12 protein-coding genes are annotated in these 13,881 nt (G+C 71.0%); 11 read left to right on the forward strand and 1 reads right to left on the reverse strand.

Features of this window, described 5'->3' with window-relative positions; genetic code table 11:
* Positions 1-13 precede the first annotated feature (13 nt).
* From E4T13_RS28860 to E4T13_RS28895, 8 genes are all read left to right on the forward strand, one after another.
* Positions 14-814, forward strand: coding sequence for a DeoR/GlpR family DNA-binding transcription regulator (locus E4T13_RS28860; RefSeq protein WP_137181787.1), 801 nt, complete (start codon positions 14-16; stop codon positions 812-814).
* A gap of 55 nt (positions 815-869) precedes the next feature.
* The gene (locus E4T13_RS28865; protein WP_137181788.1) at positions 870-1,706 is read left to right on the forward strand and encodes an HAD family hydrolase; all 837 of its coding nucleotides are present in this window, start codon (positions 870-872) and stop codon (positions 1,704-1,706) included.
* Positions 1,703-2,770, forward strand: coding sequence for a phosphate/phosphite/phosphonate ABC transporter substrate-binding protein (phnD, locus tag E4T13_RS28870; protein ID WP_137181789.1), 1,068 nt, complete (start codon positions 1,703-1,705; stop codon positions 2,768-2,770). The genes E4T13_RS28865 and phnD overlap by 4 nt, the downstream gene beginning before the upstream one ends.
* A 5-nt stretch (positions 2,771-2,775) precedes the next feature.
* Entirely contained in the window at positions 2,776-3,549 is a 774-nt protein-coding gene (gene phnC, locus E4T13_RS28875) for a phosphonate ABC transporter ATP-binding protein (protein ID WP_137181790.1), read from the forward strand.
* A complete protein-coding gene (phnE, locus tag E4T13_RS28880; protein ID WP_206030325.1) occupies positions 3,546-4,334 on the forward strand; it encodes a phosphonate ABC transporter, permease protein PhnE in 789 nt (262 codons plus the stop codon). The genes phnC and phnE (E4T13_RS28880) overlap by 4 nt, the downstream gene beginning before the upstream one ends.
* Positions 4,331-5,158 (forward strand): phosphonate ABC transporter, permease protein PhnE, encoded by an 828-nt coding sequence (gene phnE, locus E4T13_RS28885; RefSeq protein ID WP_137181792.1) that lies wholly within the window; start codon positions 4,331-4,333, stop codon positions 5,156-5,158. Before phnE (E4T13_RS28880) ends, phnE (E4T13_RS28885) begins: the two co-directional genes overlap by 4 nt.
* A 5-nt stretch (positions 5,159-5,163) precedes the next feature.
* A complete protein-coding gene (gene glpD, locus E4T13_RS28890) occupies positions 5,164-6,648 on the forward strand; it encodes a glycerol-3-phosphate dehydrogenase (RefSeq protein ID WP_137181793.1) in 1,485 nt (494 codons plus the stop codon).
* 64 nt (positions 6,649-6,712) lie between these two features.
* Positions 6,713-7,570, forward strand: coding sequence for an oxaloacetate decarboxylase (locus E4T13_RS28895; RefSeq protein WP_137181794.1), 858 nt, complete (start codon positions 6,713-6,715; stop codon positions 7,568-7,570).
* 64 nt (positions 7,571-7,634) lie between these two features.
* On the opposite strand, the gene E4T13_RS28900 is transcribed toward E4T13_RS28895, so the two are convergent.
* Positions 7,635-9,653: an FAD-dependent oxidoreductase gene (locus E4T13_RS28900; protein ID WP_137181795.1), complete on the reverse strand. Its 2,019-nt coding sequence runs from the start codon at positions 9,651-9,653 to the stop codon at positions 7,635-7,637.
* A 73-nt stretch (positions 9,654-9,726) separates the two neighbouring features.
* Here E4T13_RS28900 and E4T13_RS28905 point away from each other — a divergent pair, with 73 nt between their 5' ends.
* Genes E4T13_RS28905 through E4T13_RS28915 form a run of 3 tightly spaced genes read left to right on the forward strand, consistent with a single transcriptional unit; the run spans position 9,727 to position 13,881 of the window.
* A complete protein-coding gene (locus tag E4T13_RS28905; protein ID WP_170985314.1) occupies positions 9,727-11,367 on the forward strand; it encodes an FAD-dependent oxidoreductase in 1,641 nt (546 codons plus the stop codon).
* The gene (locus tag E4T13_RS28910) at positions 11,364-12,338 is read left to right on the forward strand and encodes a tripartite tricarboxylate transporter substrate binding protein (RefSeq protein WP_137181797.1); all 975 of its coding nucleotides are present in this window, start codon (positions 11,364-11,366) and stop codon (positions 12,336-12,338) included. The genes E4T13_RS28905 and E4T13_RS28910 overlap by 4 nt, the downstream gene beginning before the upstream one ends.
* Before the next feature lie 13 nt (positions 12,339-12,351).
* A complete protein-coding gene (locus E4T13_RS28915; protein WP_170985315.1) occupies positions 12,352-13,881 on the forward strand; it encodes a tetratricopeptide repeat protein in 1,530 nt (509 codons plus the stop codon).

Genomic DNA, 13,881 nt, shown 5'->3' on the forward strand with positions numbered 1-13,881 from the left:
CATCCTGGGCGCCATGGCCCGCAGGACTGACGGCGCGCCGGCCAAGGCGCAGCGGCACCGCCGGATCCTGGCGGCGCTGACCACCGACCCGACCGTGCGCATCTCCGCGCTGGCGGCGCAGTTCGGCGTCTCCTCCGAGACGGTGCGCCGCGACATCGAGGAGCTTTCGGCCCAGGGCGCCGTCCGCCGCACCTATGGCGGCGCCTCCGTCACCCATGCCGGGGTGCAGCCGGAATTCTCCTCGCGCGAGCGCATGGCGGTGGCGGAGCGTGCGAGGATCGGCGCGGCCGCGGCGGCCATGGTGCAGGACGGCGCGGTGGTGATGCTGGACGCGGGCAGCACCACCACGCATTTCGCCCGCGCCCTGGCCGCCCGCGGCATCGCCGCCACCGTGCTGACCAACAGCCTGACCGCCGCGACGGAACTGGCCTCCGGCGGCGGGCCGGCGCTGCGCGTGCTGCTCTGCCCTGGCGAGGTGAGCGTGGCGGATCGCGGCGTCTTCGGCTCCGAGACCGAGGCCTTCCTGCGCCGGTTCAATGCGGATCTGGCCGTGATCGGCGCATCCGGCCTGACGGAGGAGGGGCCCTGCGAGGTGGTCTCCCGCGCCGCCTGGGTGAAACGGGCCATGCTGGCGCGCGCGCCGCGGCGGCTCCTGCTGGCGGATTCGGGCAAGTTCGGGCGCGGGTTGCTGGAGTGCGTCTGCCCGCTGGCCGAGCTGACCGATCTGGTCACGGAAGCGGCGCCGCCGGCCGGGCTGGACGCGGCGCTGACCCGGGCGGGGCTGCGGGTGACCCTGGCCGGGCCGCCTTCGTGAAGTTGTGGACCTCCACATCAGTTGCGGGATGTGCCACATTGGGCCGATGGGTTCGATGACACGCCCGCCGGCCCCGCCCGCCGCGCTCGCCGACGCTCCGCCGGAGCGGCTGGCCGCGCTGCGCTGGGTGCTGACCGATATCGACGACACGCTCACCACCGATGGGCGCCTGACGGCGGAGGCCTATGCCGCGCTGGACCGGCTGCATGTCGCGGGCCTGCGCGTGGTGCCCGTCACCGGCCGGCCCGCCGGCTGGTGTGACATGATCGCGCGCCTCTGGCCGGTGGCCGCCGTGGTCGGCGAGAACGGGGCGCTCTGGTATGCGATGGATCACGGCGCCCGGCGCATGCGCCGCCACCATGTCCAGGACGATGCCACGCGCGCCGCGGCCCGGGCGAGGCTGGAAGCGATGGCGGCCGAGGCGATGGCCCGCGTGCCGGGCAGCCGCATCTCCGCCGACCAGCCCTTCCGGGCCTTCGACATGGCCGTGGACTTCGCCGAGGATGCCGGGCCGCTGCCGCTGACGGAGGCCGAGCGCATCGCCACGGTGTTCCGCGCCGGCGGCGCCATGGCGAAGGTCAGCTCGATCCATGTGAATGCGTGGATCGGCGAATGGGACAAGCTGGCGGGGCTGCGGCATCTCTTCGCGACGCTCTGGCAGCCGCTTGAACTCGTGCTGGACCAGGTTGCCTTCCTTGGCGACAGCCCGAACGACGCGCCGCTGTTCGGCGCGGTGCCGCTTTCCGTGGGCGTGGCGAATGTCGCGCCCTTCCTGCCCGGCATCGCCTGCGCGCCGGCCTATGTGACCGCGGGCGCCGGTGGCGCCGGCTTCGTCGAGTTCGCCGAGGCGGCGCTCGCCGCCATCAACAAGAAGGAGGAAACGCAACCATGATCCGACGCCTTCTGCCCGCCGCGGGCTTCGCGGCCGCGCTGCTCGCGACCATGCCGTGGTCGCAGACCCTGGCGCAGTCCAGCTGCGGCTTCCGTGGCGCGCTCGACGACGCGTATTGCGACGAGAACCGCGACATGGTGGCGGATGTGCCGACCGACGCGACGCGGCTGCGCGATCCTTCGACGCTCGTCTTCGCCTACACGCCGGTCGAGGATCCCGCCCTCTATGCCAGCCAGTTCCGGCCCTTCCTGGACTATCTGACCCAGTGCACCGGCAAGCGCGTGGTGTATTTCCAGGTGACGTCGAATGCGGCGCAGGTGGAGGCGATGCGCTCCGGCCGCCTGCACATCGCAGGATTCTCCACCGGTCCCACCGCCTTCGCGGTCAATCTTGCGGGCGCCGTCCCCTTCGCCATCAAGGGCAACCCTGAGCAGTTCGAGAGCTATCGCGTTGCGCTCATCGTGCGCGCCGACAGCCCGATCCAGACCGTGGCCGACCTGAAGGGCCGCCGCGTCGCGCACACCTCCGCCACCTCGAATTCCGGCAACCTCGCGCCGCGCGCCTTCTTCCCGGGCCTGGGCCTGGCGCCGGACACGGACTACCGGGTGATCTATTCCGGCGGCCATGACCGCAGCGTGATGGGCGTGAATGCCGGCGATTACGATGCCGCTCCCGTCGCATCCGACGTGTTCAACCGGATGATCGCGCGCGGCCAGGTGAAGCGTGAGAACTTCCGGGTGATCTGGCAGTCCGATCCCTTCCCGACCAGCAGCTTCGCCCTCGCGCATGACCTGCGGCCGGAGCTCGCGGCGCGCATCCGTCAGTGCTTCTTCGACTACCGCTTCCCCGAGGCGATGAAGCGCGACCTCGGCGGCAATGACCGCTTCTGGCCGGCAACCTACGCCCAGCAATGGGCGCCGGTGCGCGCCGTGGCGGATGCGGTGAACGCGCCCTACAACCGCAGCGCCTGGGACGCCGAGAGCCGTCGCGAGCTGGAGGCCGAGCAGCGCCGCAACCAGCAGCGCCAGCAGCAGCAGCAACAGCCGGCGCAGCGCACCCAGTGAACCACATGGCCGCGCAGACCATCGGCACGCGGGGGCTCGTCCTCCGCGGCCTGGCGAAGGAATACACGCCCGGCAAGCCGGTGCTGCGCGGCATCGACCTCGCCTTCTCGCCAGACGGGATCACGGCGATCATCGGCCCGTCCGGCACCGGCAAGTCCACGCTGATCCGCTGCATCAATCGTCTGGTGGAACCCACCGCCGGCGAGATCCTGCTGCATGGCGAGGATCTCGCGAAGCTGCGCGGCCGCGCGCTGCGCCTGGCGCGCCGGCGGATCGGCATGGTCTTCCAGGAATACAACCTGGTCGAGCGCCTTTCGGTGATGGAGAACGTGCTCTCCGGACGGCTCGGCTATGTGCCGCTCTGGCGTGCCTGGCTGCGGAAATACCCGGAGCAGGACGTCGCCCGCGCCTTCGACCTGCTTGACGCCGTCGGGCTGCCGGAACAGGCGACGCGCCGCGCGGATGCGCTCTCCGGCGGCCAGCGCCAGCGCGTGGGCATCGCGCGCGCGCTGATGCAGCAGCCGGAGCTGCTGCTGGCCGACGAGCCGACCTCCTCGCTCGACCCGAAGACGGCGGTGGAGGTGATGGAGCTGCTCACCCGCCTGACCGCGGCGGCGGGCGTGCCGGTGATCGTCAACATCCACAATGTGGACCTCGCCCGGCGCTTCGCGCAGCGCATCATCGGCATGTCCGGCGGCGCGGTGGTGTTCGACGGCCCGCCCGAGGCGCTGGAGTCGCACCATCTTCAGCAGATCTATGGCGGCGAGGATTGGCTTTGAACCAGGCCGCCCTCGCCGCGCGCCGTGCCTTCGCGCCGAACTGGGCGGCGCGTGGCGCGCTGATCGCGCTTGCCATCTATTCCGTCTATGCGATGGGCCAGCTCGACATCACCTGGGATCGGCTGGCCACCGGCTTCGGCGAGGCCGGGCGCTTCCTCGCCCGCATGTGGCCGCCGAATTTCGAACGCTGGGGCCTGCTGGTCGAGGGCATGCTGGAGAGCATCCAGATCGCGATCCTCGCTTCCGCCCTCGGCATCCTGCTCTCGCTGCCGCTCGGGCTGATGGCGGCGCGCAATCTCTCACCTGCGATCCTGAGCGCGCCGACGCGCGCCTTCATCGCGCTGTGCCGCAGCCTGCACTACGTGATCGTCGCGATCCTCTTCGTGAAGGCGATCGGCTTCGGCGCGCTCGCCGGCGTCGCCGCACTCACCATCGCCTCCATGGGCTTCATCGCCAAGCTCTTCGCCGAAGCCATCGAGGAGATCTCGATGAAGCAGGTCGAGGCGATTCGCGCCACGGGCGCGGGGCTCGGGGCCGTGCTGCTCTACGGCGTGCTGCCGCAGGTCGCCTCCCGCTTCACCGGCTTCTGCCTCTACCAGCTCGATTCCAACCTGAGGAATTCGACCCTCGTGGGCATCGTTGGCGCCGGCGGCATCGGCGGCACGCTGTTCGCGGCGTTCAAGCGCTTCGACTACGACTTCGTCGCCGCCATCCTGATCTCGATCATCGCGCTGATCTTCCTGGCGGAGGTCATCTCCGGCCGCATCCGGGCGGCGATGCGATGAGCGCCCAGGCCGGCATCGCGGGGCCGATGGCGCCGCTGCATCGCGAATGGCACCGCTTCACGCCGCAGCAGCGCATCGCGCGCTGGCTGGTCTGGCTGGCGATGGTCGCCGCCCTGGTCTGGGCCATCCGCTCCGTCGAGATCATCCCGGAGTTCCTGGCCGACGCGCCGGAGCAGATGGCCGACCTTCTGGTGCGCATGTGGCCGCCCGACCTGGCGCACTACTATCCAGGTGTTCACGCCGCGCTGGTTGAGACGCTGCACATCGCCACGCTGGGCACCCTGTTCAGCTTCCTCCTCGCCGTGCCGCTGGCCCTGCTGGCGGCGCGCAACATCTGCCGCAACCGCCTGGTCAACGGGCTGGCGCAACTGATGCTGGTCTCCTCGCGCAGCGTGAACTCGCTGGTCTGGGCGCTGATCTTCGTCGCCGTCTTCGGCCCCGGCGCCGCCGCCGGCACCTTCGCCATCGCCTTCCGCTCCGTCGGCTTCGTCGGCAAGCTGCTGGCCGAGGCCCTGGAGGAGACGAACCGCGGACCGGTGGAAGCGCTGACCGCGGCCGGCGCGCCCTGGGGCAGTATCATGCTCAAGGGCGTCTGGCCGCAGGTGCAGCCGGCCTTCTGGGGCATCGCCCTGTTCCGCTGGGACATCAATGTCCGCGAGAGCGCCGTGCTCGGCCTTGTCGGCGCCGGGGGCATCGGCGTGGTGCTCGACGACGCCATCAACTTCTTCCAGTGGGAGCGTGTCGCAACCGTGCTTCTCGCGATTCTTGCCGTGGTGATCATGGCTGAGATCGTGGTCACGCGGATCCGTGCACGGCTGATCTGACCCTCATGCGCGACAGCTTCGACCTTCTTGTCATCGGCGGCGGCGTCAACGGCGCCGGGATCGCCCGCGACGCGCAGGGCAGGGGGATCTCCACCTGCCTGGTGGAGCGGGGCGACCTGGCCGGCGCCACCTCCTCCGCCTCGTCGAAGCTGATCCATGGCGGGCTGCGATACCTCGAGCAGTACGAGTTCCGCCTGGTGCGGGAAGCGCTGGCCGAGCGTGAGGTGCTGCTGCGCATCGCGCCGCACATCGTCTGGCCGATGCGCTTCGTGCTGCCGCACCGGCCGGAGATGCGCCCGCGCTGGATGATCCGCGCCGGACTGTTCCTGTATGACCATCTTGCGCCGCGCGTCAGCCTGCCGGGCACGGAGAGCATCGCCGTCGCCCGCCATCGCTATGGCGAGCCGCTGCAGCGCGAGATCACCAGCGCCTTCGCCTATTCCGATTGCTGGGTGGAGGACAGCCGCCTGGTCGTGCTGAACGCCCGCGACGCCGCCGCCCGCGGCGCGGAGGTGCTGGTCCGCACCAGCTTCGTGGGGGCGGAGCGCGAGGGCGATGCCTGGGCCTGCCGTCTGGTCGGGCCCGACGGCGTCGAGCGGCGCGTGCGCGCGCGTGCACTGGTCAACGCCGCGGGACCCTGGGTGATGAATGCGCAGGACGCCGCGCATGCCCGCGCGCAGGACCGCGTGCGGCTGGTGCGCGGCAGCCATATCGTGCTGCCGGCGCTCTATGACGGCCCGCAGGCCTACATCCTGCAGAACGACGACCGCCGCGTGGTCTTCGTGATCCCCTACGAGGGAAGATTCTCGCTGGTCGGCACGACGGACGTGCCGCATGAGGGCGACCCGCGCAGCGCGCACTGCACGCCGGAGGAAGCGGCCTATCTCTGCCGCGCCGTGGCGCGGCAGTTCAAGGATGCCCCGGACCCGCAGGAGATCGTCTGGACCTATTCCGGCGTGCGCCCGCTGCATGACGACGGCGCGGACAATCCCTCGGCCGTCACGCGCGACTACGTGCTGAAGACGGATGCGCCGGAAGGCCAGGCGCCGCTGCTGACCGTCTATGGCGGCAAGATCACCACCTATCGCCGGCTGGCCGAGGAGGCGGTGGAGAAGATCGGCGCTGCGCTCGACAAGGCCGGCACCCCCTGGACCGGGACGGCGCCGCTGCCGGGCGGTGAGTTCGGCGGTCTCGACCTGCCGGCCTTCGAGGCGGAGATGGCGCGCCGTCACCCCTGGCTGCCGCAGCCGGCGCTGCATCGCATGGTGCGCGCCTATGGCAGCGACCTCGACACGCTGCTGGATGGCGCGAGCGGGCCGAACGCCATGGGCGAGGAATACGGCGCCGGCTTCACCGAGCGGGAGCTCGATTGGCTGGTTCGGCACGAGTGGGCGCGCACCGCGGACGACGTGCTGTGGCGGCGTTCGAAGCTCGGCCTGCACATGCCGGAGGAAGGGCAACAGCGGCTCAGGGCGCGTCTCGGCGCCTGAGCGTCTTGGTGGCGGCGGAGGGCGCCGCTAGGCTTCGCGCGCTTCAACCCGCCGAGGATCGCCGATGACGCCCCCCGAACGCCTGCGCGCGCTGCTTGCCGAGCCCGGATTCGTCGTGATGCCTGCCGTGTGGGACGGCATCAGCGCGAAGCTGGCGGCCGAGGCGGGCTACAAGACCGCCTTCCTCTCCGGCTCCTGCGTCGCGGCGAGCCGTCTTGGTGGGCCGGATCTGGACCTGGTGTCCTTCGGCGAGATGTTCGACAGCTTCACCATGGTGCGCAATGCCGCGCCGGAGACGCTGATCCTGGCCGATGGCGATCATGGCTACGGCAATGCGATGAACGTGCAGCGGACGGTGCGCGCCTATGGCCGGGCCGGCGCCGCGGCGGTGCTGATCGAGGACAAGATCACGCCGCGCGCGCTGACCTCGGCGGGCAAGCCCTGCCTGCCGCGGGAGGAGGCGCGGATGAAGATCCGGGCCGCGGTGCAGGCCGCGAAGGAGTCCGGCATCCTGGTGCTGGCGCGCACCGATTGCCGACCCACGCAGGGCATCGACGAGGCGGTGGCGCGCATCGAGATGTATGTCGAGGAGGGCGCCGACATCCTGTTCCTGGATTCGCCGCATGATGACGAGGAGATCCGGCGCGGCGTGGCCGCGGCCGCTGGCCGTCCGAGCTTCTGCGTGCTGTCGCCGGGCGCACCGCGCGCAACGCCGGACCGCAAGAAGGCCGAGGCGCTGGGCTGGAAGATCGGCACCTATCCGACGGGCATGCTCTCGCCCGCGATCGCCGGCATGAAGGCCGGCCTGGCTGCGCTGCTGGCCGGCGAGGCGGAGGCGTCCAGCGCGCTGCCGCCCCCGGAACTGCGCGCCACCCTGGGCTACGGCGACTACGACGTGAAGGCCAAGCCTTTCATCGTCTGAATGGAGGGGCGCGGGGACGATCATCGTCCCCGGCAGGAGCGCGAGGGCAGCGCCCTCGCTTCTCTCAAATCGCCCGCGCCGCGATCTCTCCTTCGCGGATCGCCGCGTCCGCGCGTCGCGGCGCCAGTGCATCGCCGATGAGCTTCACGTCGAGGCCCTGCGTGCGGCGCGGCGCCAGCGTATGGAACAGCGCGTCCTGCGCTTCCGCGCCCAGCACCAGCACGATGCTGTCGAAGCCGTCCTTTACGATCTCCTCGCCGGTGTAGATGTCGCGGAAGTGGGCGGCGTCGCCTTCGATGCGCGTCAGTTCCAGGTCGGTGGCGAAGCGCATGCCCATGCGGCGGAGCATGCCGTAGGTCTTGCCCCAGTCGCGGCTGCCGGCGAGGTCGGGCGCCGCCTGGCCGAGCCAGGTGACGAACTCCACCTCGGCGCCTTGCGACGCCAGGTATTCCGCCGTGACCACGCCCTGCCGTCCGCCGAGCCCGTCATAGACCAGCGCGCGGCGGCCCGGCGCGCGGGGCTCACGCAGCGCGTCCATGTAGGAGAGGACGTTGGGCTGGTCGGTGCCGGGCAAGGCGGCGCCGTTCCAGTTCTGCGGGCGCAGCGGTGTCCAGCCATGGCGCAGGCCCTGCGATCCCGTGGCGACCACGATCGCCTCGTAGCCGTCGGCGAGCAGCACGTCCGCATCGGCGATGGTCTGCAGGCGGATGTCCACGCCGGCCTTGGTCACTTGGTTCTCCAGCCAGTCGGCGATGCCGAGCAGCTCGCGGCGGGACGGCGCGCGGGACCACAGGCGGATCTGGCCGCCGAGCTCATGCCCACGCTCGAACAGCGTGACGGCGTGGCCGCGTTGCGCGGCGGTCAGCGCGGCGCGCATGCCGCCGGGCCCGCCGCCGACGACCGCGACCTTCTTCGCACGAGCCGCGCGCTTCAGCGTGCCGGTGCCGAGGTCTCGCTCATTGCCCGCAGCAGGATTGTGGATGCACGCGATCGGCGCCTGGGCGAAGATCGAGGTCATGCACCAGTTGGCGCCGACGCAGGGCCGGATCTCGGCACCCTCGTCGCGCGCGGCCTTCGCCACCCATTCGGGATCGGCGATCAGCGCGCGCGCCATGGCGACGAAGTCGCAATCGCCCGCGGCCAGGTGCTTCTCCGCTTCGGCCGGCGTCACGATGCGGCCGACGCCGACCACGGGAATGCCGTTCGCCGCCTGCCGCACCTGCCGCGTCGCCGCCATCTGGTAGCCGTGGCTTTCGGGCGAGGTCGGGTAGATCAGCATGCGGTTGAGATAGGTACCGTGGCTGCAGGAGACGTAGTCGATCAGGCCGGAAGCGGTCATGCGCCCCGCAATCTCCGCCCAGTCCGCCGGACGCAGCCCGCCCTCATGCCCGTCATCGGAGTTGATGCGCACGCCGACGATCATGTCCTTCCCGCATTCCTCGCGCGTCGCCTGGATGATCTCCATCACCAGGCGCAGGCGGTTGTCCAGGCTGCCGCCGAAGGCGTCGTTGCGATGGTTCGTGGCGGGCGAGAGGAACTGGTTGAGCAGGTAGCCATGCGCCATGGAGTGCACCTCCACGCCGTCCAGCCCGCCGCTGCGCGCGTGGCGCGCCGTCAGCCGGTAGCCTTCGCGGATCGCATCGATGTCCTCCACCGTCATTGCGTGCGGCATTTCGCGATAGACGGCGCAGGGCACGGCTGAGGGCGCCCAGACCGGTGCGCCGGAGGCCACCGAGTTCGTCTCCCGCCCGCGATGCCAGGGCTGCGCCAGCAGCAGCGCGCCATGCTCATGCACCGCCGCCGCGATCTTCTGGTATTGCGGCACCATGCGCGGATCGAAGGACAGCGCCTTGCCGCGATAGGGCAGGGAGGTCTCGTGCACCGCCATGCATTCCATGGTGATGACGGCGACGCCGTGCTTCGCGCGCTCGGCGTAGTAGGCGACATGCGCGTCGGTGAAGACATGGTCCTTCACCAGCAGCGTGGCATGCGCACTCATCCAGGTGCGGTTGCGCGCCGTCTTCGGGCCGATCCGGATCGGGCTGAAGAGGGTTGGGTAGGGCGACTTCGACGTTTCCTGCATGGGCCGAGCCTTGCCATGGCGGCGCGCTGCGTCAAGATTGTCCGGACAAGACGAAGCGGGCGGAGCGCGGGCCTTGGCGGATCTCGACACGGATCTGGTGGTCGTCGGCACCGGCGCGGCGGGCTGCGGCGCGGCGCTGGCTGGCCTGGCGCGTGGGCTGCGCGTGGTGGTGGTGGAGAAGTCGGAACGCCTGGGCGGTGCCACGGCGTCCTCGCTCGGCGGTCTCTGGGTGCCGGAGAACCACCTGATGGCGGCGGCCGGGTTCAGCGACAGCCTGGACGCGGCGCGGCAGTACATGCGGTTCCTGTCGGGCGGCTACGCGCTGGCGCCGATGACGGAAGCCTATCTGCATTCCTCGCGCATCGCGTTGCGCGACTTCGCGGAGGCCGGCGTGCCGTTCCGGCTGCTGCGCGGCCTGCCCGACCACTACTATCCGCAGGCCGAAGGCTCCGTTGCCGATGGGCGGCTGGTGGAGGCGATGCCGATCGCGCGGGACGCGCTCGGCCCCTGGGGCGATCGGCTGGAGGAGGGCGTCTACAACGAGGCCGGGGTGAGCTGGGGCGACGCCATCGCCTGGGGCGGCCTCGGCGCACGCCAGGCGTGGCCGGAGCATGAGCTGGAAGCGCGGCGGCAGAAGCGCTTGTTGGCTGCGGGGCCAGCGCTCGTCGGGCAGTTCCTGGCGCGGCTGATGGAAGCGGGCGTGCCGATCCTCGCTGGCTTCCGCGCGGAGCGGCTGCTCGTGGAGGATGGCCGCGTGGCGGGCGTCGAAGGCCCGCGCCGCATCCGCGCGTCGCGCGGCGTGGTGCTGGCCAGCGGCGGCTACGAAGGCAGCCCGGAACTGGTTAACCGCTTCGAGGGCCTGCCCGACTGGATGAACATCTTCCCGCGCTCGGTCGAGGGCGACGGGATGGTGATGGGCAGCGAGCTCGGTGCCGCGGTGTGGCGCGTGCCGAACAACCTGGCGATGCTGGTGGGCTACGCGATCCCCTCGCCCACCGAGACGGGCGAGCAGGTGTTCTTCAGCGCCGGACTGCGCGGTCTCTCCTATCCGCACAGCATCGTGGTGAACGATAAGGCACGCCGCTTCTGCGACGAGAGCCAGTTCCAGCATGTGGTCGCCGGGCTGACGCGCTTCGACCTCGGCGCACACCGGCATCCGAACCTGCCGGCCTGGATGCTGTTCGATGCGCAGTATCTGCGGCGCTACAGCTTCGCGCGTCGCCCGCCCGGCGCGGAATTGCCGGATTGGGTGATGCGCGCGCAGACGCTGCCGGAACTGGCGGTCATGCTGGGCCTGGACGCGGCCGCACTGGCCGACACCATCGCGCAATTCAACGCAGGGGCCGAGCGCGGCGAGGATCCGGAACATGGCCGCGGCTCCTCGGCCTTCGCGCGCTCCACCGCCGGCGATCCGCATGCGAAGCACCCGAATCTCGGCACGCTGGCGGAGCCGCCCTTCTGCGCTGTGCGCATCAAGCTCGGCGGCATCTCCGCCGCGGGCCTTCTGACCGATCCCGATGCGCGCGTGCTGCATGTGCGCGGCCAGCCCATCCCGGGCCTCTACGCCTGCGGCAACACCGCGGCGCCGACGGAATCCGGCGCGGGCTACCAGGCGGGCATCTCGCTGATGCGTGGTCTCACTTTCGGCTGGCTGGCGGCGCGCCACGCCGCCGTCCAGGACGACAAGGCTTCACAAGGAGGACACAGGGAATGAGCATCACCATCCCACGCCGCGGCCTGCTGGCCGCCACTGCGCTCCTGCCGCTGCCGGCGCTGGCGCAGACTCCCTGGCCCTCGCGGCCGATCCGCCTGGTCGTGCCCTTCGCGCCGGGCGGCACCACGGACATCGTTGCGCGGATCCTGGCGCAGCACATGCAGGAGAGGCTGGGCCAGCCCGTGGTGACGGAGAACCGGCCCGGCGCCGGTGCCACGCTCGCCTCCGGCCAGGTCGCGCAGGCGGCGCCGGATGGCTACACGCTGCTGATCTCGAACAGCGCCTCGCACGGCATCTCGCCGAGCATGTTCAAGAACACGCCCTATGATTCGATGAGTGACTTCACGCATATCGCGCTGGCGGCCACCACCTCCAGCGCGGTGATCGTCAATCCGCGCTACCCCGCGCAGACCTTCCCGGCGCTGCTGGAACTCGGCAAGTCGCGCCCCGACGGGCTGGATTTCGCCATCTCTGGCCACGGCACCACCACGCATCTGCTGGGCATGCGCATCGGGCTCGCCACCGGGATCAGGATGAACCCGATCCCCTATCGCGGCGCCGGCCCGGCGCTGCTGGACGTGATGGCCGGTACGGTCGGGCTGATGGTGGACGGCCTGCCGTCTTCCATCGGCCATATCCGCGACGGTGCGGTGAAGGCGATCGCGGTCGCCGATCCGCAGCGCAACCACAACCTGCCGCAGGTGCCGACGCTGATCGAGAGCGGGCTGCCGGGCATGACCTCCTATTCCTGGTTCGGCGTCTCGGGTCCGAAGGGCATGCCGGCGCCGATCGTGGACCGGCTGAACACGGAGATCCGCGCGATCCTGAAGCTGCCGGCCGTGCAGCAGCGATATCGCGAACTGACGGCGGACCCTGCGGACATGACCCCCGCGCAATACACGGCCTTCATCGCGGAGGAACTGCGCGTCTGGGCCGATGTGGTGCGCCGCACCGGCATCACCGCGAACTGAGCCGTCGCGCGCGATGGCGGAGAGCGGTCTCGCCGCCGCGCGCCGCCTTCTCGATGGCGGGCAATACGCGGCGGCGGCTTCAGCCTATCGCGAAGCGGCCGCGGCGTATCCTGGCCTTGCCGCGGTCTGGGCCGGCCTCGGCGGGGCCAATGCTGGCCGGGGCGAGTATGGCGAGGCCATCGCGGCTTTCCGCCGCGCCCTCACCCTCTCGCCGCAGGATGCCGCGCTACGCGTGAACTTCGCGCGCGCGCTGTTCGCCCTCGGTCATGTCACGCCGGCCATGCAGGAGACCGAGCGCGCCATCGTGGAAGGCACGCCGGAGGTGCGCGCGGTGGCGCTGCGCAACCAGGCGATCATGGCGCCGGGCGATCCCGCGCTGGACAATGCCGCCATCCTCGCGATCCGCCGCCGCTGGGCGGAGGCCGAGGCCGCCTCGGTGCGTCCGCTGAACGCCAGGCCGCGGCGCGGTCCGAAGCTGCGCATCGCCTATACCGGCGCCTTCTTCGACAAGCCCAACTGGATGAAGATGTACATGGGCGTGATCAACGCCCATGACCGCGCGCGCTTCGAGGTGAACCTGATCGTGGATGGCGGCCTGCCCTGCGCGGAGGCTGGCTATCGCGACCACGATGCCGACCGCATCTGGCATGTCGATGGTGTCCCGAACGAGACGTTGGCGCAGCATATCGTGGCGGCGGGGATCGACGTGCTGGTGGACCTCAACGGCTACAGCCACCCGTCGCGCCTGCCGCTGCTGCTGCATCGCGCGGCGCCGGTGCAGGTGGCGTGGAACGGCATGTTCGCCACCACCGGCTTCCCGCATCTGGATGCGCTGGTCGGCGATGAATGGGCGATCCCGCCGGAGGAGGAGCGCTTCTGCACGGAGCCGCTACGGCGTGTCGCGCAGACCTACCTGCCCTTCGCCATGTTCTACGCCACGCCGCCTGTCGCGCCGCCGCCTTGCCTGCGCAACGGCCACGTCACCTTCGGCAGCTTCGCCTCCGCCTACAAGATCACCGCGCCGACCATCGGCCTGTGGGCCGCAGTGCTGCGCGCCTGCCCGGATGCGCGGCTGCTGCTGCGCAATCGCGCGCTGGACCATGCTTCGAACCGCGCCGACCTGCTCGGCCGCTTCGCCGCGCAGGGCATCGCGGCGCAGCGCCTGACGCTGCTGGGCGGCGCGCCGCATGCGGACTTCCTACGTGGCTACGACGAGGTGGACATCGCGCTCGACAGCATCCCCTACAATGGCGGCACGACGACGGTGGAGGCGCTGTGGCAGGGCGTGCCGGTGCTCACCACCATCGGCGATCGCTGGGCGGGCCGCACCAGCCGCTCGATCCTGATGGCGGCCGGGCTGCCGCACTTCGTCGCGCCCGATGCAGCGGGCCTTGTCGCACTGGCCGCGCGCCTCGCGGCCGATCCGCCGGCGCTGGCCGCGCAGCGCGCCACGCAGCGCGACCGCATCGCCGCCAGCGCCGCCGCCGATCCCGCGGCGCTGTGCCGGGAGCTGGAAGCGCTGTACCTGGATCTCGCGCGCTGA

This window comes from Roseomonas sp. AR75 (assembly GCF_005222815.1).
Taxonomy (GTDB): Bacteria; Pseudomonadota; Alphaproteobacteria; order Acetobacterales; family Acetobacteraceae; genus Falsiroseomonas.

Excerpts from the sequence above, each read along its gene's own strand:
- glpD (WP_137181793.1), top strand. The coding sequence starts at position 5,164 with ATGCGCGACAGCTTCGACCTTCTTGTCATCGGCGGCGGCGTCAACGGC.
- phnE (WP_137181792.1), top strand. The coding sequence starts at position 4,331 with ATGAGCGCCCAGGCCGGCATCGCGGGGCCGATGGCGCCGCTGCATCGC.
- E4T13_RS28865 (WP_137181788.1), top strand. The coding sequence starts at position 870 with ATGACACGCCCGCCGGCCCCGCCCGCCGCGCTCGCCGACGCTCCGCCG.
- E4T13_RS28860 (WP_137181787.1), top strand. The coding sequence starts at position 14 with ATGGCCCGCAGGACTGACGGCGCGCCGGCCAAGGCGCAGCGGCACCGC.
- E4T13_RS28915 (WP_170985315.1), top strand. The coding sequence starts at position 12,352 with ATGGCGGAGAGCGGTCTCGCCGCCGCGCGCCGCCTTCTCGATGGCGGG.
- phnC (WP_137181790.1), top strand. The coding sequence starts at position 2,776 with ATGGCCGCGCAGACCATCGGCACGCGGGGGCTCGTCCTCCGCGGCCTG.
- phnD (WP_137181789.1), top strand. The coding sequence starts at position 1,703 with ATGATCCGACGCCTTCTGCCCGCCGCGGGCTTCGCGGCCGCGCTGCTC.
- E4T13_RS28910 (WP_137181797.1), top strand. The coding sequence starts at position 11,364 with ATGAGCATCACCATCCCACGCCGCGGCCTGCTGGCCGCCACTGCGCTC.
- E4T13_RS28900 (WP_137181795.1), bottom strand. The coding sequence starts at position 9,653 with ATGCAGGAAACGTCGAAGTCGCCCTACCCAACCCTCTTCAGCCCGATC.
- E4T13_RS28895 (WP_137181794.1), top strand. The coding sequence starts at position 6,713 with ATGACGCCCCCCGAACGCCTGCGCGCGCTGCTTGCCGAGCCCGGATTC.